Raw genomic sequence first — 19,696 nt, 5'->3', positions numbered from 1 at the left:
TATTTGTTTCACCTCTTAGGAATTTTCTATGTCTACACCTCGTACCTTTCCCTGCCCGCGTTGTGGAGAAGCTAGCACTTGGGAAGGCAATGCATTCCGTCCTTTCTGCTCTGAACGCTGTAAAATGATTGATTTAGGTGCTTGGGCAAGCGATGAATATAAAATCCCAACCCAAGAGTCGCCTCAAGCTGATGTAAAACGTGGTGAAGATGAGTATGAAGATTAATCTTCGCCTCGCTCGCTAAAGCCAAATTCGATTCAGCGCATCAAGCCAGTTACGCCAGCACAGTTTTTCAATCAATTCACTTGAATAATGACGCTGCTGCATTCGCTCAATCAGCTTGGAGATACCTGTGACATCTTCAAGTTCTGTACTGATCAATGCGCCATCGAAGTCTGAACCAAAACCAATATACTCTTCACCAAGCCGATCCATCATATAGTCCAGATGATCTAAAATCACATCAATCGGTGTATCGGCGTTACGCTGCCCATCCGCACGTAAAAATGCTACATCAAAATTGACGCCCACCATTCCTTGACTATCACGGATGGCTTTCAATTGTGCATCGGTCAAATTTCGTGCCTGCGGACATAAAGCATGGGCGTTGGAATGCGTTGCTACTATCGGCTGCTGTAAAATATCGACGCTATCCCAAAAGGCACGTTCATTCATGTGAGACACATCCACAACGACTTTTCGATCAGCACAACGCTGTAGAAAAGCTTTGCCCTCCACCGTAAGTCCTGCGCCCGTGTCAGGTGAATGTGGGAACTTTGCATTCAAGCCATGACCAAACCGACTCGGTCTATTCCACAGTGGCCCAATGCTGCGTAGCCCTGCCTGATAAAACACATCAAGCAAATCTGGATTGTGCTGTAAAGATTCCGCACCTTCCATATGCAGTACCATCGCTAACTTTTGCTGCGCACGACAACGCTGAATCCCCTCAACCGATGTACAAATTTGAATGTCATGAGAGCGTTGCACTAACTGTTGAGCTAAGTTCAGTTGTTCTAAACAAATCTGCTCAATCTGCTGCTGGCTAAAATCAGTCGCATGTGGGTCAAATAATTTATTCGGATGATGTTGTTTTACATAGGCGTATGGCGGTAGGAAAATTGCAAACATACCGCCAACAAAACCTGCTTGTTGACAACGTTTTAAATCAAGATGTCCTGCTAACCGCTGATGAATAAAAGCATGCACGGGATCAGGGTCATCACTGAGCCATAGCCGTGTCAGCGCATCATTATGACCATCAAAAATGGGCATGTTGCCGTGATTTATGCTGATCGCTGCCATCACAATGATTCATCTAGAATATTTTGAACAGGAATAAGCTGTCGAGCTATAAATCGTTTGGAGTTTTTACTGTTGCGAAATAGCATTCCTTCTAGCGATGAATCTTGATGACTTTCCAAACGTGCTTGTTCAAGCAACGGATGATAGGCAGATTTACCACAGACGGGATCTGCATTGGCAGCATCCCCCGTCAACATATAGGCCTGACAGCGACATCCACCAAAATCGCGCGCTTTATCTGGGCAACTTCGGCAACTTTCAGGCATCCAAGCATCACCCCGAAAATGATTAAAACCAGTCGATTCATACCAAATTTCGGACAGGCTGTGCTCACGAACATTGGGGAACGCAATCGGCAGTTGTCGCGCTGCATGACACGGAAGCGCAACGCCATCAGGTGCAACGGTAAAGAAAATTTTCCCCCAGCCATTCATACAGGCTTTGGGACGCTCTTCATAATAATCGGGCACCACAAAAATCAACTTACACGGATGATTTTGCTGGCGTAATTTTTCACGATATTGATTGGTGATTCGTTCTGCACGAATCAGTTGTTCTTGAGTCGGTAATAAACCTTGTCGATTTAAGAATGCCCAGCCATAAAACTGACAAATCGCTAACTCAACAGTATCGGCATTAAGCTCAAGACAAAGTTCGATAATCTGTTCAATTTGATCAATATTATGCCGATGGATCACAAAATTCAGGACCATCGGATAATCATACTGCTTGATCAGTCGGCACATCTGATACTTCTGATCAAAAGCATGTTTGGAACCTGCCAAGGCATCATTGACCACCGCATCACTGGCTTGAAAGCTGACTTGAATATGATCAAGACCTGCCTGTTTCAGACCCGCAATTCGTTGTTCAGTCAGCCCCATACCAGAGGTAATCAGGTTGGTATAAAAGCCTTGTTGATGTGCGTGTGCAACCAATTGTTCCAAATCCTGACGCACCAACGGCTCGCCACCAGAAAATCCCAGTTGTACCGCGCCCATCTGACGTGCTTGATCAAACACGTCGAACCACTCTTGTGTGGTCAGTTCATGCTTATGCTGTGCATAATCCAAAGGGTTTGAACAATATGGGCATTGCAACGGACAACGATAGGTCAGCTCCGCTAACAACCATAAAGGCAAACCGACACCTTCGGTCATCGTAAATCAATCCAATGTTGCTGCTGAGCAACTAACATATAATCAACCACATCTTGCTCAATATCAGCTACATCACCAAACTGTTGTTTTAATTCGGCAATAATCGCAGAGACATTGTTCTGCCCATCAATATACTGACCAATTGCCCCTGCACTTTCATTCAGTTTGATCATGCCTTCTGGATACAAAATCACAAAACCATTTTGAGCAGGTTCAAACTGAAAACGATAACCTTGTCGCCAAGTAGGGATCAGCTTTAAATCCAATGCTGCTTTATTCACGAAATAACCCCTTATGCCATACGCGTTCTGTGGTCACAGGATGATACGGCGCTTGATGGTGAACATGAGCCAGTGTCAACGCATCTAAAATGCTCCATAAAATATCCAGTTTAAACTGTAATATTTCTAACATGCGTTGTTGTTGTTCATATGTGGTAAATGAATCCAGCGTAATACTCATCCCATGCTCAACATCTCGACGCGCCTGACTTAAACGAGAACGAAAGTATTCATATCCTTGATCATCAATCCACGGGTAATGCTGTGGCCACGAATCAAGACGAGACTGATGAATTTGTGGTGCAAACAATTCGGTTAGAGAACTACTGGCAGCTTCACGCCATGTGGCACGGCGCGCGAAATTGACATAAGCATCAACGGCAAAACGCACACCCGGCAAAACCAATTCTTCTGAAATCACTTGCTCACGACTCAGACCAACGGCTTCCGCCAAACGTAACCATGCTTCACGACCGCCACCATCAGGATATTCACCATCCTGATCAAGCATGCGTTGAATCCACTCCTGACGAACGCGCTGATCAGGGCAATTTGCCATAATGGCGGCATCTTTGAGTGGGATATTGATTTGATAATAATAGCGGTTTGCCACCCATGCCTGAATTTGTTGCTGGGTTGCTTTGCCCTCATACATCATCACATGAAAAGGATGATAAATATGGTAATACTGCCCCTTATCCAGAATGGCTTGTCTAAATTGTTCTGTACTGAATGCTTCAGGTGTTTGTGTCATATATTCACCTTAGAGTTCAATCTGCATGCCGTCATAGGCAACCTCTACCCCATGCGCTTTCAGTTCAGCACATTGAGCAGAGTCTTCATTTAAAATTGGATTGGTATTATTAATATGGATCAGCACTTTTTTAGGTCGCTCAAGCTGATTCAAATAAGACAACGAACCACCTTCACCACTGATATAGAGATGTCCCATTTCACGACCCGTTTTAACACCAACACCTGTTTGCTGCATTTCATCATCGGTCCAGAGTGTGCCGTCAATCATGACGCAGTCTGAATCACGCATAATCTGCATAATCGACTCATCAATTTTTCCAAGCCCTGGTGCATAAAACAATTGCTTTTGCGTTTTATGGTCTTTAATGATCAAGGCAATATTATCGCCTTCATGCGGATCATGGCGATGAGGTGAGTATGGCGGCGCGGCACTTTGGATAATGAAAGGCAAAAACTCGAGCTGCTCAAAACCATCAATTTTAAAGGCCTGTTTCGGATCAATCTGGTGATATTGCAGTCCACCATTCCAGTGTTTCAGCATATTAAAAACAGGAAAACCACTGCTCAAATCTTGGTAGACCATCTCGGTACACCAAACATCCATTGGGCAACCTTCACGTAAGGTGAGTAAGCCTGTGGTGTGGTCGAGTTGGCTATCCATTAAAATGACGCTGCGAATCCCTGTATCGCGTAACTGACGCGCGGGCTGTGCAGCTTTGAAATCAAACAATTGCTGGCGGATATCGGGCGATGCATTCAGCAAAATCCAATCTGTGCCATTTTCAGAAATCGCAATCGAAGACTGAGTACGCGCTTTGGCGGAAATCGTACCTGTACGAACGCCATGACAGTTGGGACAATTACAATTCCACTGAGGGAAGCCGCCTCCAGCTGCCGAACCTAAAACATAAATATGCATAAAATTAATATCTTATTAGAAAAAGATAAGCCCTAGAACATGACTAGGGCTTATGAAATATTCGAATGAAGGTGATTAACGCGCTTCGAAATACATAGTCACTTCGAAACCGATACGTAAATCAGTAAAAGCTGGTTTAGTCCATTGCATGAAATCGTCTCCAATGAGATTCATCTTGTGAAATTAAACACTTGATTCAATTTAAATGAAGTATTCAAAAAATCATTCTAAATAAAAATAGCCGCTTTGTAGACAAGCTTGTACGAAGATATTGTTCGATAATTGTGATTTTTGTTCAAATTTTAGTATTCATCACAGCGCAATCCACCACGCATTCAGCTCATATCAAAGAATAAATAGAAAAATCAAAAAGATAAATTAAAAGAAATTAAGCAATAAAAACTTACACTTTTAAAATATGTGAATTACATCACAGTAATTTACTTTTTCATGATGCTGTGCAAATCTTAATCCAATGTTGCATAGATAAACAAATAGGGTTTAAGCCCAAAAACGTGTACATCATGCTGATCCAATCGCATTGTTTGATATCGGCCCAGTAGTTTATAAAAAATATTAAAATTTAACAGGATGTGTAAATGAATAATAATATCCCCTATCAGCTTAAAGTTTTGGCAACACAAATTGATCCCCACTTAGATCAAGATTGGCAGCGCTCATTACAAGCTTTATTTTCCGACATTTCTCCGCAAGATCGTGAGAACATTTGCCAACACATCCTGCAACACAAGAAAATCCACTGGAATAGAAAAGACAATACCTTCTCATCACTGACAAAGCCTGACCTCAATGTGCTGAGCGAAAAAATTCACTATCCGTATATTAAAATGTTGCTCAACAAGATCATTGATTCTTTAGAAAGACTCCGACAGTACCATGATATTTACGAAATCTCAGACTATCTTGAGAATATCCTAAGTCAGATCAATAACATCGACACGGAAGATGATTTTGATTTGCAAGCACAGAAAAATCAGATTCTAAAGGAGTTTATCTATGTCGCTGCACAAATGATCCTCGCCAAAGAACATATCGCGCTTCCAAACAACCATCGAGGTATTAATAACGATATTATCAAGACATTTATTACAGAGGTGTTTTTAAAACAACAGCTTTTAAAATACACGTTTAATATTATTCGCTCACATCAATTAAGAGAAGAAAAAAACCATCTCCTTAAATACGTCCTGTATAAGCAACAAAAAACCAAACAACTGGATATCGTCAAAACCTCTAAATATATATTCGCACTTGCACCAAGCACCGAAGGTATTGTAAATACCTTTTCGATTCGACGATTTTTACAAGAAGAGCAATTTGAAGCCTGTGAAAATATCTATGTGAATGCCGCAATCCTGCTTCTCGATCAAATCGACGATAGCTCACAGCAACAGCAGTTCCTCTGGCAGATCAACCATATCATTACCATCGATAAACAAGTCAATCACTATGTGTCCGATATTGTTCGTAATATCGAACTGTATACAGACAAAGTGCTGCTGCCCTTTTTGATGGAACCACTCAACCCAAAAGGTATTTTTATTGAAAAACTGGTAGAACAACGGTTGATCGATTTTGAGCAAAAATTATGTCGTAATATTCTTGAGCCGATTGCAGATGCGCTAAAGCACGCTGTTCATCACACAGACGAATGTCATTATTTATATATCAGTATGAAACAAACGCTGGATGAGATTATCCGCCATTTTATTGCGTTCCAATCACAACCTTCGATCATCTGCAATAAACACGTCCACCTTTTTGTCGCTCGACTCAAATCTTATGCAACGCTGCTGCACAAACGACATGCCGATATTTTCACGGTATTTTCTTACGATGAATGGAAAAAGCATCATGCAGAGGCACTCGAACCGACCAATATGCTCAAAGATATTAGTACGCACTCTTTACAAGAATACAAGGATGCTTTTTCAGAACTAAAAGAAAACCAACGTCAGTTAAAGCAAAGTGTTAGCTTCTTAAACAAGCTATTCAACAAACCACAAAAAATAAAGGACAATATCCTCAAGCTCAAAGAAAAAACGTCTCAAATTAAGAAAAATGCACATCAGGAAATCATTCGTATGCAACGACGCTTTCCGTCTTTAATTGTTTATCTAGAGTTTGAATCACTGATCTCTGTGAATCATAAAGAGCGACACTATGCCTTTCCAACAGGCGATAATGGCATTACCCGTTTACCTATTCTGATCCAAATTCCAGAAGACAAAGCCTCTTTTGATTTGCAAAGTATTTGTAATAGTTTGAATTTTGATATGAGCCTAGCCAATCAGAAATGGCTTGAAACGATTTGATTTGCTCACCGAAATGATGGAAATATGCTTCTGTATAGCTGCTATACAGAAGCATATTTCAACGGCTTAACCCGCTTTACTGGCAACAAATGGATTAAATTGTTTTTCGTAGCCAATGGTGCTGATCGGACCATGACCTGAAATAAACTGAGTTTCATCAGGCAAACTAAAGCACTCACGTTGAATTGAATCCAACAATTGCTGATGATTGCCTTTTGGAAAGTCGGTACGTCCAATTGAACCTTTAAACAGAACATCACCTGTCCAAAGTAAACCATGCTGTGCATTGTAGAACATCACATGACCCGGCGTATGACCCGGTGCAAAACGAACTTCAAATTCATCCTCACCCAGTTTTAGTACCTCTCCACCCTCTAACCATTGATCGACTTTGACAGGTTGCGGAATGGGAAAGCCATAACGAGCCGAAACTTCCTGAATCATATCCAACCAAAACTGATCTTCTTTATGCGGACCGATCACAGGAATTTTCCATGTTTCAGCAAGCTCCCCGACTGCACCCGCATGATCTAAATGTCCATGGGTTAACCACAAAGCTTTCACCTTTAAGCCTAAATCCTCAACTTCTTTTTTGAGAACGGCAGCATCCCCACCTGCGTCGATCAAAACCGCTTCTTTGCTCTCACTATCCCAAAGGATAGAACAATTTTGAGCAAATGCAGTAACAGGGACGATTTTGACTTGCAGCATAACAACCTCTGGCAGAGTAAAGCATCGACTTAACGATGGGCTAAGGTATGGGTGAGTGCGTCAAGATTAGCCTGAACCAGACTGGCAAGCAAATCTATATGTGCCTGATCAGTATTGAGTGCCGCAATATAAGCATATTCTCCGCCTCCAGCATGCTGGAAAATTTCTTTGTTTTGCATTGCAAGCTCTTCCAGCGTTTCTAAACAGTCCGCTGAAAAGGCAGGACTCAAGACCTGAACTGATTTAACTTTTTGCTCACCCCACTGCTCAAGCAGCGTGTCGGTATAGGGTTTGACCCATTCTTGTTTACCGAAACGTGACTGAAAGCTAATCGCCCATTCATCCTCATTTAAATGCAAGGCTTCAGCTACTAAACGTGCTGTGACTCGGCAACGATCTGCATAAGGATCACCTTTGTCAGCATACGGTTGCGGAATGCCATGAAAAGACATGAGTAATTTCTCAGGCTTACCATGTTGAAGCTGGTAGTTCGTCACACTGTCTGCCAATGCTTGAATAAATAAAGGGTGCTGATAATAATCTTTAATAAGGGTGATGCCCGGTAAATGACGTTGCTTAGGTATCCATTTAGCAAACGCATCAAACAACGGCGCGGTTGATGTGGCTGAGTATTGCGGAAACAAAGGCAATAAAATTACATGCTCCTGCGGATCTTGTTCAAGTTGTGCTAGAACGTTATAAATACTTGGCTGACCATAGGTCATGGCAGGAACAACATTCAGATCAAAATGATGATTTTCATCTTCTAAACGTTGTTTAATCAATTGTGCTTGTTCAAGCACAATTTCTCGCATCGGGGAATCTTTTGACCAAACCGATGCATAAGCTTCGGCCACACGCTTAGGACGAAAAGTCAGCACAAATAATCGTAGAATAATCCACCAAAGTGCTTTAGGAATCTCAATCACACGCGTATCAGATAAAAACTGCTTTAAGAAACGACGTACTGCTGGCGCAGTAGGTTCATCTGGCGTACCTAAATTTGCCAGAACCACAGTCACTTTAGGTTTTGGTGTCGCTGACATAGATCGCATCCGCTTTTCATTGAGTTTATTCAATTACTTTAGCAGTTTTCGCGCCTTTTTATAAATTGGATTAATGCATTGTCTTAAACTGAAAAACCCGATTACTATCCAATACATTACTTTCTAAAAGTTTTTGCCCTTTTGTGGTCAATTGCCAAAGCATACGCTGGCGATCATCTCGCCCTGTCGGAATAATCCATTCATTTTGGCGCATTTGTAACTTGATCTCGTGCAACGCTCGAATATTCAGTTGAGCGCGTGACACCGCATGCGCTCTTGGCATTTCTTTTCGTGCATCATCCAAGCCTGTTTCATTTAAATACTCGTTCATGCGTTTCGAAAAATATTCTTCTGGCGTTGGGATTACAAACGCAGTTCCCAGCACATTTAACAACTGCGCCCATGTCATTTTTCGGTGTGGTCTCACTTCTTTGAAGTTACCATCTTGATAAGCATGCATCCGATACTCAAATGCATATAATTCATACATCGAAACTTTCGGTACACTGGTCAGTGGATCTGCTTCTCGACTACCAAGCTCTGTTTCAAGTTGTTTGACTTTAGCGCGTAAAGTATCAATTTCATCACGTAACACTTGGGTATTTTGAGGACGAACCCAGCCAACCACAGGATAACGCTCTAACATTTGCGGCATAGCCGAACGTACTGCAAGTTCCAAATCTCTTAAAGTACGATAACAAAACACTTGATCAACTTCGTGTTGCAGCTGCTTTCTAAACTCTTTAAATTTTTCTTTTAATTCAGCTTTATGATCATGCAATTGCGCCTCCCTAAATTCAGGCTCTTCATGCATAAATACAACAATCGGTTTTTGTTTGGTCATGGCATAAATATATTCCAGATGCATATAGCCCACACCTGAAACTGACTGCTCACCGTACTGACTTCCCAATAAAATCACCACATAATCACAGTCATCAATCTGACGACGAGCAATCGAGGTACTAAGCGGTGTTCGCTGTTCTAACCCCCATGAGAAAAAACCCATACCAACCAAAGTCTGGGCTAAAACCGCTCGTTCTGGCTGCATTTCATGACCAGATGTCGAAATAAAGACTTGATAACGAGTATCTTGCATAGGCTAAGCCCCAATTCACTTATCAATAATATCAAGTTCTAATCTTGATTTTTGTTAAAAGATAACCCCGATAAAATATAAAATATGGTTCGATTTGGCACTTTCATGTGCTCACAACATCCAAATTTTGAATCGTCCATGTTATTTGTTTTGGTATAAGACGCTGTAGTACGGGTTCTAATACGACAGCATTGTTACCACTGACAAAACATTCAATACGTGCAAAACTATGACGCATTTTGTCAGATAATAACCTATTTTTTATCAAAATATATGCAGTTTGTCTCGCAACTGCTTGCCCTGAATCAATTAATTTTAACTTTTCATCAAAAACCTGACGAATCGCCTCTTTTAAAAATGGATAATGAGTACAACCCAACACCAAAAAATCAGCATCTTGATCAATCACAGGTTGCAAAACTTGCTGTAGTACTGACAAGCATGCTTCGCTCAATTGCTGCCCAGCCTCAACAAAAGGCACGAGTTCTAAACTGGTCACGGTTAACACTTTCACGCCTGCGGGTTCAGCAAAATGAGACATCACATCTTTAATCAGTTGTCCACGAAACGTAGCAGGTGTCGCCAACACAGCAACCACCTTGGTCTGCGTTTGGATCACCGCAGGTTTCAATGCAGGAACCAAACCGATTATCGGGAAGCGCTCGCCATAATGATCACGCAAATAATCTAAACTAAATGCTGAAGCCGTATTACAGGCCACCACTGCAACCTTACAACCTTGGCGGTATAACCACTCGATCGCTTGCGCTGTGAGTTGACGAATCTCCTGATCTGAACGAGCGCCATAAGGCACATGCTTGGTATCAGCATAATAAAGGATCCGTTCATTTGGTAAATGCTGAGCAATCTCTTGCGCAATCGACAGTCCACCGACCCCTGAATCAAAAATCCCAATCGGTGCATCTGAGCATGCATGAGGCATAGGGTCTAATAAAAGCGGCATCGCTTGAACGGCAGTCATACAAATCATTGGTACTTGTTTATTCGCTCTTTTAAGCTTAAACCTCAGGTGCTTAAATGCAAGACCAAATCACCACTTTTTAATGTTAAAACTGCCTCACCTTGCGCATTTTCAGACAAGTTACCGTAGTTAATCAGATGATAAAAACTCTGCCGCTGAATCAAGGCATTCATCCCAAAGCGCACGTGTACATAAGGGCGTAGCTCTCCCTCATATTCACGCATAAAAATAGGATGTTGTTGATCCACAATCACCACATCTTGGTTGGTCGTTGTGAGCTGCAAATACGTCTTGCCTTCGATCTCAATCTGATCGGCCTGATTAATCAATAAAGGCTCATCTTCAACCTCGATTTCAATCTGTTCTGCGGGTGTTTTGAGATAAAATTTTCCATCTTCTTTCCACAACACTTTACTAAACAGATCAAGTAATGCTTGTCGCTTGATCAATTGACCTTCGTGCCACCATTCACCATTGGCTTTTATCTTCAAATCCATTTTGCCACAATGCTTTGGATGCCATTGGTCTAAAGGTGGAATTGACCTTTTGTGACTTTGCTGTACATCTTTTAAGTATTGTGCAATGTTCATTAAGTTTTTATCATCAGGAAACACGATTTTTCCTGTATTCTGTGAAGAATCATTTTCATTTATCATAGTTTATGCCTTGCTGACGAGAAAATATGACCGCTCAGCCAATTGGCGAGATCAAGGTTTAAAACTATACTATCCCAAACGTTTGCAAGCACAATAGATTCTTTTTGTGTTTGGCAATTCAGAACACTCATGGCAGCACCGAATCACAATATTACGGTTGCCACCCCTAAAAATATGAGGAGTCCTACATGGAACACATCGAACGTGAAGCGATGGAGTTTGACGTAGTGATCGTAGGTGCAGGGCCTGCGGGTTTATCTGCTGCGATTAAAATTCGTCAATTAGCGATTGAAAACAACCTACCTGACCTTTCTGTTTGTGTTGTTGAAAAAGGCTCTGAAGTAGGTGCGCATATCCTTTCTGGTGCTGTACTTGAACCACGTGCCATGAATGAATTGTTCCCAAATTGGAAAGAAGAAGGCGCGCCGCTGAACGTTCCAGTGACTGGCGACGAAACTTATTTCTTATTGTCTGATACTAAATCACAAAAGATGCCGTATTGGATGGTTCCTAAATCAATGCATAACGAAGGGAACTATGTTATTTCTCTCGGCAATGTGGTGCGTTGGTTAGGTCAAAAAGCTGAAGAATTAGAAGTATCAATCTTCCCTGGTTTTGCTGCATCTGAAATCCTTTACCACGAAGATGGTACGGTAAAAGGCATTCAAACTGGTGATATGGGCATTGGCAAAAATGGTGAGCCAACGCATAACTTCACACCAGGCTATGAATTACATGCCAAATACACTTTGTTTGCTGAAGGTTGCCGCGGTCATCTAGGCAAACGCCTGATTGCAGGTTTTGCACTGGATCGTGATGTTGACCCACAGCATTATGGCATCGGGATCAAAGAACTTTGGGAAATCGATCCAGCTAAACATAAAGAAGGTTTAGTGATGCACGGTGCTGGCTGGCCATTGTCTGAAACTGGCTCTGCTGGCGGTTGGTGGTTATATCACGCTGAAAACAACCAAGTGACCTTGGGTATGATTGTCGATCTTTCTTATGAAAATCCACACATGTATCCGTTTATGGAAATGCAGCGTTGGAAAACTCATCCAGTCATCAAACAGTACTTAGAGGGCGGTAAACGTATTTCTTACGGCGCACGTGCTGTAGTCAAAGGCGGCTTTAACTCTCTACCTAAATTGACTTTCCCTGGCGGCTGCTTGATTGGTGATGATGCTGGTTTCTTGAATTTCTCGAAAATCAAGGGCTCACACACTGCCATGAAGTCAGGTATGTTGTGTGGTGAGGCAGTATTTGAAGCGATTGCTGCGGGTGTTGCTAAAGGTGGTGATCTTGCGATTGCACGTGTAACTGAAGGCGACGATCACTTTGCCAAAGAACTCACCGCTTATACTGAAAAATATGACAATTCTTGGTTAAAAGAAGAGTTATATAAAGCGCGTAACTTCGGTCCTGCGATGCATAAGTTTGGGACATGGGTGGGTGGTGCATTTAACTTTATCGACCAAAATATCTTTAAAGTGCCATTTACCTTGCATGACTTAAAACAAGATTATGCAACACTAAAAACAGTAGATGCTACAACGTTCAAACCGAACTATCCAAAACCAGATGGCAAGCTTACTTTTGACCGTTTATCATCTGTATTTGTATCGAATACAGTACATGAAGAAAACCAACCTGCTCACTTAAAGTTGACCAATCCTGAAACACCAATTCAGGTTAACTTGCCGAAGTGGGATGAGCCTGCACAGCGTTACTGCCCTGCTGGTGTGTATGAAGTCATGGAAAATGATGATGGTTCTAAGCGTTTCCAAATTAACGCTGCGAACTGTGTTCACTGTAAGACGTGTGATATCAAAGACCCATCACAGAACATTACTTGGGTAACACCTGAGGGTGGCGGTGGTCCAAACTATCCGAATATGTAAGTACAATAAAAGCCTCAATACGTTGAGGCTTTTTATTGTCTAATCATTTTTCACTTCATCAACTTTTTTAAATTCTTTAGTAAGTAGGCTTAATATTTTCATTTGCTTTCCAAAACGACGACATGAACGGCACATCATTACATGGAACTGCAAAGCACTTTGCTCTTTAAATACCAATTGCCTATCCTGCTGTTCAGAAAGTAATTGCGTCGCTTGTCGACAAGTCAACATGAGCAATCCTCCTTGAGTAACCATTTATTTTCCAAACACTCACGTAACCTTGCTCGACTACGGTACATCAAAACATTAAGATGAGAAGTACTGAGTCCTAGCTTTGCGCATATTTCATCAGAACTCAGTTCAATCATCTCTCTCAACATAAATACTTGCGCATACTTCGCAGGCAAATGATTTAAACAGGCATCAAGAACAACCCAAAAATCATGCTGCTCCATCATTTCCTCAGGACTTTGCCATGCTTGAGGTCTTTCGGATTTGTGCCAGTGCCCAGCAGCGTCAAATAATGCATCGACACTTAGCTCACTTTCATCATCATTGAATAACTCACTCATTGTAACGAGGCGAGTCTTTTGCCGAATTAAATCAACAATCTTATTTTTTAAAATCGCAAATACCCAAGTTTTAAAAGCAGCACGGCCAGAAAAAGATGCAACATGCTGCAAGGCGCTCAGCAAAGCTTCTTGAACCACATCCTCAGCTTGATGAAATGATGCGAGTTGTAAAACTGCAAATTTCATCATTTGCTGTCTAAGATCAGTTAAATATTCTGTATTTTTTAATTGCTGATTCAGATCAACATTTTCAACTGAGGCTAGAGACATTTCAATCCTCGGTTATCGAGTTTTTGGGCATATCAATCAACTCCAACTGAGTTAATAAATCGGATAAAGTATTAACTTGTAAAAGAATTTCATGTGATGACAAATCAGGGAGTGTTGCACTTATAAGCTCGCAAAGCTCAAGCTCAGATAAAGGCTGTTGATGTAGTTTTTCAATTAAAAAAGCAAATAATGGTGAAAGCGCTTCGACACAAACCTGATCATTTTGATTTCGCCATACCATGATTGCACTTGGATCTTGCTCAAGATCAGTTTGATTGAGTGCCCATCGATAAACTGGATATTGATATACTAAAACCCAAACTTGAGTTTTAAATTGCCATACAGGTGCTTGAACACATTGCTTCTCTGAGATGTCTAAAGTATCTAAATAAAGCTCTAGCCATTCATATTGTAGTAATTCAGCGAGCCAAGGATAATTCTGTAAAACTGGATGCTGCTGTTCGCTTAAATACTCTCTAAATTGTAGTGAAATCTCATTATAGAAAGGTGATTGATTTATAGATTTTTGAAAAAATTCGTCTAAAAGACATTGCCACGTTTCTTTTGGCAATATTGATCGCGCAACCGGATAAACTAAGTCGACAAAAGAACTTACATTATTAAATAATAATTCTCGATAGACACGCATACGCTCAGTTTCAAAAGATTGAGGTATCGGTTGTTTGGGATCGCGTATCCAATTACAAAATGCGTGTTGGGTCTCTTGGAAAGACTGGAGTTTCTTATTCATCTTATATCCTCATGATCCTGTTCAGCATGATGTTTTAGACAATGACGACGTAAGTAAAAATTGTTTTTGTATGCTTTGAATCATGGCAAGCTCATCTTGTAATTCTTGCCATGTCGGAATATTAAAATCACGTTCTAATAATGTCGGTTTCACACCGTATTGTTGATAAGTAAATGCCAATAGCTTCCAAACGGGATCACCAATCTCTGCCCCATGTGTATCAATTAATAAGTCATCACTCACTTGCTCATGACCAGCAATATGCAAATAACGGATGCGATCTCGGGGCATCTTTTTGATAAATTCATAAGGATTGCTCTGATGATTAATGCTGTTAACGTAGACATTGTTTACATCTAAAAGTAATTCACAATCTGACTGTTTAATGACTTCAGCAACAAACTCTGCTTCACTCATTTCAGCATGCGGCATGAGATAAGTTGAGACATTTTCAAGCACTAACTTTTGCCCAAGGATATCTTGAACACGAAGAATACGTGCTGATACATAGCGTACTGCGTCTTCAGTCATCGGGATCGGTAATAAATCATATAAATAACCCCCATCATTGGTATAGCTTAAGTGCTCTGAATAAGTAGTTACCTGATAGCGTTTTAAAAATGTTTTTATCTGTTGAATAAATTCGATATTGAGTGGATGTGGGCCGCCAATCGATAAAGACAGACCATGACAAATCAAGGGTGCTTTTTCTGTACATTGTTGGAGTAGCTTTGCATGTCGACCGCCAAAGTTCATCCAGTTCTCAGGTGCGACTTCTATAAAATCAGGATATTGATTCGCCTGTAAAAAGGTATCAACAAAATCACGCCTTAAACCTAAACCCACACCCGTTAAAGCCACCATGGAATATTCCTTATTGAATGATGCAAATCAAGATTAAATCGATTTGCATCACTCGTTAGCTTGTTGATTCTTGAGCAAACTATTTGGCAGCACCGCATTTGCCATCAGATGCTTTTTTATCAGCACCACATTTAGCATCTGTTGCCTTATGTTTTGCTCCACACTTTGCTTCAGCGGTTTTTTTATCAGCGCCGCATTTTGCCTCAGTCGTTTTATGTTGTTTTTTTGCCTTATCAGCGCCACATTTTGCTTCACCACATTTTGCATCGGCTACTTTAGTCACATGCGTTTCAGTGGTAGTCGATGCTGCTGAAACATTCGCTGTTGCGCCAACCATCGAAAGTGCGACCAATGCAGCAACTGAAGTCATTGAGTTTAATTTATTCATTTTGAAGTTCCTTTTTGAGTCAATTTTTTAAGTTTGTACTACGGTACATATCATTAGACGAGCGACCAATCCATTTATTACAGTTAAAACTAAAAAAATTATTGTAATAAATTAACTCTTCAACCGACTAACAATCATTGAATGCTATTTGGTGTGAAATTCTCATGAAGTACTTAATTAACTCAGTATTGCACTGGTATCAACAAAGCCTACAATATTTTAGACACCTTGATGGAATTGCTGCACTCGCGCTAAGAATCTATCTCGTTCCTATTTTCTGGATGGCTGGGCAAAATAAGCTCATGCATTTTAATGATACTGTAGCGTGGTTCGGCAATCCTGACTGGGGATTGGATTTGCCCTTTCCTACCCTAATGGCAGGACTTGCAACTTCGGCTGAACTTGGTGGCGCAGTATTATTAGCACTTGGGCTTTTTACTCGTTTAGTGAGTATTCCACTGATCATCACCATGATCGTTGCGATATTAACGGTACATCTTCCCAATGGCTGGCAAGCCATTGCAGATGCAAATGCTCCTTTTGCAAATGCACAAGTCATCGCATCTTCAGAAAAATTAGAAAAAGCACGTGAGATTTTACAAAACTATGGAAATTATGATTGGCTGACGTCGAGCGGTTCATTCGTAATCTTAAATAATGGAATCGAATTTGCTGCAACTTATTTGATTATGTTGTTGGCTTTGATTATTCTTGGCGGAGGTCGGTATTTTAGTTCCGATTATTGGCTATCTCGATATATGAATAAATTTAGAAAGTAAGAGAATGACACAAAAGGATTGTATGGCTTGGTTATGCCAAGCCATACTGATCAATCAACCTTTCTGCACCAAATAACGATATTCAGTGTTGCTATGCTCATCTAGACTTTCTTCTTTGAGCAATAACTCATGTCCCAAATGCATACAAAACTTAGGGATATCCCATGATGTGGAAGGGTCCGTTGCAAACACTTCAACGATGTCGCCTGACTTTGCTCTACGGATCGCCTGATGTAACATCATCACTGGCTCGGGGCAACGTAACCCTCTCGTATTGAGTTGAACAGTAGCTAGGTTTGATTGTTCAGACATCATAAAACTCAAATATTCGAATTTTCATATTTTAACATAAAGGGACGATTTAGAAATCATCTACAAGTTTTGAAAAAACTGTACGTTTCTTGCATCGTTTTATTGATGCATATCTGCTTTTTCTTCGGTATGATGAAAATCATCTAATTGATATAGAGAGTCTTTAGGAAAGATCATGATCGAGGAATCCAGTCCGTCGTGGGGTATGCGCGGCCTAAGAAAATGGTTAGGTACTGCACCAGAAACCCGCGATGAATTACTCAAGTTAGTCCAAGACTCACGTCGCTTTTTAGAGCCAGATACTGTTGCTATGCTTGAGGGTGTTCTTGATCTGCCAGCAACAAAGATTCGAGAAGTCATGACCCCACGTACAGCGATGATTAGCTTACAAGAGGATGACCAATTACTTGATATCTTAGATGTCCTGATTGATTCAGCACATTCGCGTTTTCCTGTATTTTCAGCAGATCAAACTGACAATGTTGTCGGTGTTCTACTCGCAAAAGACCTTTTACCTTTTTTAACTGATCGCAATGTTAAAGTGGATATTCGCGCCTTAATGCGCCAGCCAGTCTTTGTTCCTGAAAGTGCGCGTACCGACCAAGTGTTGCGTATGCTCAAAAACACACAAACTCATATTGCAATTGTGATTGATGAGTATGGTTCAACGTCTGGTTTAGTGACGCTTGAAGATATTCTTGAAGAAATTGTTGGTGAAATCGAAGACGAGCATGATATTGCAGATGAAGAAGCTTTATATATCGTGCCAGACAATGACCCAACCACAGCCAATACATGGATCGTTCAGGCGCTTACACCAATTGAACATTTCAACACAATTTTAAATGCTGATTTTTCTGATGATGAAGTTGAAACTATGGGCGGCCTGCTGCTACAAGAAATCGGTTTAGTCAGTGATTTACAAGGTCAAACCATTGAGCTTGACGACTGGCAATTTACCATTATTGAAGCAGATGCACGCACTATTCATCTGATTCGAGCTGTCCGTTCATGAGAACATATTTTGAAAAGCTGTTAAATCCTTCTCAACCGCAAAAACAGCTCCCCTTTATCGTTCCACTATTGATTGCACTCATTTCGGGTGCAATCTTTAGTTTGGCTCTTGCACCTTATTATTTTTGGTGGTTGGCAATTTTGTCACCCGCATTGCTATATGCGGTGTTACGTCAACGTAGTCCTAAACAAGCTTTCGTTTTAGGCTGGGCCTATGGATTCGGTTTATGGTTTGTTGGGGCATTTTGGCTCTACACTTCGATTCACGTCTATGGCGATACCAGTGCGATTCTAAGTGTGCTGATGATCGTCGTTATGGCGTTGTTGATGGGATTATTTACCGCCCTACAGACATGGCTATATCGTCTTTTTTTCCCAGAAACACCCCTGACTTTTGCGCCAATTTGGGTTTTGTTTGAATGGGCAAAAACGTGGATATTTACTGGTTTTCCATGGTTATTTGCAGGCTATGCCTTTACTGAACGACTCTTAGATGGCTATGCACCATTGTTTGGTGTTTATGCTGTTTCATTCGTGGTGATTGTACTTGCCTGTGCCTTGGTCGAGATTTTAAGTCGACGTTGGTTTTGGGTGATTCCATCGGCATTATTGGTTTTAGGTGCATGGGCTGTCGGATATATTCAATTCGTACAACCTAAAGCCGCTAAACCGCTCAGTGTTTCATTGCTTCAAGGTAATATTCCACAAGATCTTAAATGGTTAACTGAATACCAGATCAAGACCCTCGAAATTTATGCAACGCTAACGCGTAAAGAATGGGGTCGTGACCTGATTGTTTGGCCTGAGTCTTCAATTCCGCTATTTCAGACAGATATTCCTGAATTCTTAGCGGCAATGGATACCCAAGCCCAAGCATCAGGTAGTGCATGGGTCACAGGGATTCCATATTGGGATATACCTAAATCACAGCAAGTTGGTGAACCTCAGTACTACAACAGCATTATGGCATCTGGTAGCGACTCTTCTGGTTTATATAAGAAACAACGTTTAGTTCCATTTGGTGAATATATTCCTTTATCAGGACTGCTGAAATGGGTACTACCCGCCATGCAAAATGATGTCAGTATGGCTGGTTTTTCTCGGGGTGAAGCGAATCAAAAACCCTTAACGGTGAAAGGACATGCTTTAGCTGCGGCGATTTGCTACGAAGTCGCCTATCCCAACCTGACTCGCCGCAATGCATTGAATAGTGACTTTTTAATTACCGTTTCTAATGATGCGTGGTTTACCGGTACAGCAGGACCTTGGCAACATTTGCAAATGGTACAAATGCGCGCCAAAGAAAATGGTCGTTGGTTTATCCGTGCCACCAATACAGGTGTTACTGCGTTTATTGACCATCATGGTCATATTGTGAAGCAAGCGCCAGTCGATCAAGAGTTTGTGCTACGTGGCGATTTACCCGCCATGCAAGGGCAAACGCTATATAGTCGTTTAAGTGATTACCCGATCCTGATCTTTTCAGTTCTTTTACTGATAATGGGTTGGTTCTATCGTCCTCGCAAGGTCGATGTTTCGTTTAAGTCACGGCGATAAAATAAAAAGAGCGTTTTAAAATAAAACGCTCTTTTT

General features: G+C 41.2%; 23 protein-coding genes. 6 read left to right on the top strand and 17 right to left on the bottom strand.

Annotated features, from left to right (window positions below; all coding sequences use genetic code 11):
- Positions 1-28: 28 nt before the first annotated feature.
- Positions 29-226: a DNA gyrase inhibitor YacG gene (locus tag J2Y37_RS08905; RefSeq protein WP_004668468.1), complete on the top strand. Its 198-nt coding sequence runs from the start codon at positions 29-31 to the stop codon at positions 224-226.
- A 15-nt stretch (positions 227-241) separates the two neighbouring features.
- Here the strand turns inward: J2Y37_RS08905 and J2Y37_RS08900 are convergent, their stop codons facing one another.
- The 6 genes from J2Y37_RS08900 to pqqA form a co-directional block, all read right to left on the bottom strand.
- Positions 242-1,306: a dipeptidase gene (locus J2Y37_RS08900; RefSeq protein ID WP_349032589.1), complete on the bottom strand. Its 1,065-nt coding sequence runs from the start codon at positions 1,304-1,306 to the stop codon at positions 242-244.
- Complete coding sequence (gene pqqE, locus J2Y37_RS08895; protein ID WP_349032588.1) at positions 1,306-2,466, bottom strand: pyrroloquinoline quinone biosynthesis protein PqqE; 1,161 nt, start codon at positions 2,464-2,466, stop codon at positions 1,306-1,308. The genes J2Y37_RS08900 and pqqE overlap by 1 nt, the downstream gene beginning before the upstream one ends.
- A complete protein-coding gene (pqqD, locus tag J2Y37_RS08890; protein WP_349032587.1) occupies positions 2,463-2,747 on the bottom strand; it encodes a pyrroloquinoline quinone biosynthesis peptide chaperone PqqD in 285 nt (94 codons plus the stop codon). Before pqqD ends, pqqE begins: the two co-directional genes overlap by 4 nt.
- The gene (gene pqqC / locus J2Y37_RS08885; protein WP_005194867.1) at positions 2,740-3,501 is read right to left on the bottom strand and encodes a pyrroloquinoline-quinone synthase PqqC; all 762 of its coding nucleotides are present in this window, start codon (positions 3,499-3,501) and stop codon (positions 2,740-2,742) included. The genes pqqD and pqqC overlap by 8 nt, the downstream gene beginning before the upstream one ends.
- Positions 3,502-3,510: 9 nt before the next feature.
- On the bottom strand, positions 3,511-4,422 hold the full coding sequence (gene pqqB / locus J2Y37_RS08880; RefSeq protein ID WP_349032586.1) for a pyrroloquinoline quinone biosynthesis protein PqqB: 912 nt from the start codon (positions 4,420-4,422) through the stop codon (positions 3,511-3,513).
- 75 nt (positions 4,423-4,497) lie between these two features.
- Positions 4,498-4,572: a pyrroloquinoline quinone precursor peptide PqqA gene (pqqA, locus tag J2Y37_RS08875; RefSeq protein ID WP_001982218.1), complete on the bottom strand. Its 75-nt coding sequence runs from the start codon at positions 4,570-4,572 to the stop codon at positions 4,498-4,500.
- A 449-nt stretch (positions 4,573-5,021) separates the two neighbouring features.
- Between pqqA and J2Y37_RS08870 the strand changes: the two genes are divergently transcribed.
- On the top strand, positions 5,022-6,758 hold the full coding sequence (locus J2Y37_RS08870; RefSeq protein WP_349032585.1) for a hypothetical protein: 1,737 nt from the start codon (positions 5,022-5,024) through the stop codon (positions 6,756-6,758).
- Positions 6,759-6,824: 66 nt separating this feature from the next.
- Here J2Y37_RS08870 and J2Y37_RS08865 read toward each other — a convergent pair whose 3' ends face one another.
- From J2Y37_RS08865 to J2Y37_RS08845, 5 genes are all read right to left on the bottom strand, one after another.
- A complete protein-coding gene (locus tag J2Y37_RS08865) occupies positions 6,825-7,469 on the bottom strand; it encodes an MBL fold metallo-hydrolase (protein ID WP_005194861.1) in 645 nt (214 codons plus the stop codon).
- 29 nt (positions 7,470-7,498) lie between these two features.
- The gene (hemH, locus tag J2Y37_RS08860) at positions 7,499-8,515 is read right to left on the bottom strand and encodes a ferrochelatase (protein ID WP_241323319.1); all 1,017 of its coding nucleotides are present in this window, start codon (positions 8,513-8,515) and stop codon (positions 7,499-7,501) included.
- A 70-nt stretch (positions 8,516-8,585) separates the two neighbouring features.
- Positions 8,586-9,614 (bottom strand): DUF4062 domain-containing protein, encoded by a 1,029-nt coding sequence (locus J2Y37_RS08855; protein WP_241323320.1) that lies wholly within the window; start codon positions 9,612-9,614, stop codon positions 8,586-8,588.
- Positions 9,615-9,717: 103 nt separating this feature from the next.
- Positions 9,718-10,596, bottom strand: coding sequence for a glutamate racemase (murI, locus tag J2Y37_RS08850; RefSeq protein ID WP_004668454.1), 879 nt, complete (start codon positions 10,594-10,596; stop codon positions 9,718-9,720).
- A gap of 44 nt (positions 10,597-10,640) precedes the next feature.
- The gene (locus J2Y37_RS08845) at positions 10,641-11,252 is read right to left on the bottom strand and encodes a DUF1285 domain-containing protein (RefSeq protein ID WP_349032584.1); all 612 of its coding nucleotides are present in this window, start codon (positions 11,250-11,252) and stop codon (positions 10,641-10,643) included.
- Positions 11,253-11,440: 188 nt separating this feature from the next.
- Between J2Y37_RS08845 and J2Y37_RS08840 the strand changes: the two genes are divergently transcribed.
- The gene (locus tag J2Y37_RS08840; RefSeq protein ID WP_004668450.1) at positions 11,441-13,153 is read left to right on the top strand and encodes an electron transfer flavoprotein-ubiquinone oxidoreductase; all 1,713 of its coding nucleotides are present in this window, start codon (positions 11,441-11,443) and stop codon (positions 13,151-13,153) included.
- A 39-nt stretch (positions 13,154-13,192) separates the two neighbouring features.
- Here the strand turns inward: J2Y37_RS08840 and J2Y37_RS08835 are convergent, their stop codons facing one another.
- The 5 genes from J2Y37_RS08835 to J2Y37_RS08815 form a co-directional block, all read right to left on the bottom strand.
- Positions 13,193-13,384 carry a zf-HC2 domain-containing protein gene (locus tag J2Y37_RS08835; RefSeq protein WP_349032583.1) on the bottom strand — a complete coding sequence of 64 codons (192 nt, stop codon included), beginning with the start codon at positions 13,382-13,384 and terminating at the stop codon, positions 13,193-13,195.
- Positions 13,378-13,995 (bottom strand): RNA polymerase factor sigma-70, encoded by a 618-nt coding sequence (locus J2Y37_RS08830; RefSeq protein ID WP_121929788.1) that lies wholly within the window; start codon positions 13,993-13,995, stop codon positions 13,378-13,380. Before J2Y37_RS08830 ends, J2Y37_RS08835 begins: the two co-directional genes overlap by 7 nt.
- Position 13,996: 1 nt before the next feature.
- Positions 13,997-14,746, bottom strand: coding sequence for a putative DNA-binding domain-containing protein (locus tag J2Y37_RS08825; RefSeq protein WP_349032582.1), 750 nt, complete (start codon positions 14,744-14,746; stop codon positions 13,997-13,999).
- 21 nt (positions 14,747-14,767) lie between these two features.
- Positions 14,768-15,610 carry a DUF692 domain-containing protein gene (locus J2Y37_RS08820; RefSeq protein WP_349032581.1) on the bottom strand — a complete coding sequence of 281 codons (843 nt, stop codon included), beginning with the start codon at positions 15,608-15,610 and terminating at the stop codon, positions 14,768-14,770.
- A gap of 79 nt (positions 15,611-15,689) precedes the next feature.
- Entirely contained in the window at positions 15,690-15,998 is a 309-nt protein-coding gene (locus J2Y37_RS08815) for a hypothetical protein (protein ID WP_349032580.1), read from the bottom strand.
- A gap of 164 nt (positions 15,999-16,162) precedes the next feature.
- Between J2Y37_RS08815 and J2Y37_RS08810 the strand changes: the two genes are divergently transcribed.
- Positions 16,163-16,777 carry a DoxX family protein gene (locus J2Y37_RS08810; RefSeq protein WP_349032579.1) on the top strand — a complete coding sequence of 205 codons (615 nt, stop codon included), beginning with the start codon at positions 16,163-16,165 and terminating at the stop codon, positions 16,775-16,777.
- A 54-nt stretch (positions 16,778-16,831) separates the two neighbouring features.
- Here the strand turns inward: J2Y37_RS08810 and tusA are convergent, their stop codons facing one another.
- Positions 16,832-17,089 carry a sulfurtransferase TusA gene (tusA, locus tag J2Y37_RS08805; protein WP_004668436.1) on the bottom strand — a complete coding sequence of 86 codons (258 nt, stop codon included), beginning with the start codon at positions 17,087-17,089 and terminating at the stop codon, positions 16,832-16,834.
- 175 nt (positions 17,090-17,264) lie between these two features.
- Between tusA and J2Y37_RS08800 the strand changes: the two genes are divergently transcribed.
- Both J2Y37_RS08800 and lnt read left to right on the top strand, forming a co-directional pair.
- Positions 17,265-18,104 (top strand): CBS domain-containing protein, encoded by an 840-nt coding sequence (locus J2Y37_RS08800; RefSeq protein ID WP_004668435.1) that lies wholly within the window; start codon positions 17,265-17,267, stop codon positions 18,102-18,104.
- Positions 18,101-19,660, top strand: coding sequence for an apolipoprotein N-acyltransferase (gene lnt / locus J2Y37_RS08795; RefSeq protein ID WP_349032578.1), 1,560 nt, complete (start codon positions 18,101-18,103; stop codon positions 19,658-19,660). Before J2Y37_RS08800 ends, lnt begins: the two co-directional genes overlap by 4 nt.
- Positions 19,661-19,696 lie beyond the last annotated feature (36 nt).

Origin of the sequence: Acinetobacter sp. 3657 (genome assembly GCF_031456775.1) — a bacterium.
Lineage (GTDB): Bacteria > Pseudomonadota > Gammaproteobacteria > Pseudomonadales > Moraxellaceae > Acinetobacter.
The sequence above is the reverse complement of the archived record's forward strand: the minus strand, read 5'-3'. Positions and strand labels throughout refer to the sequence as shown.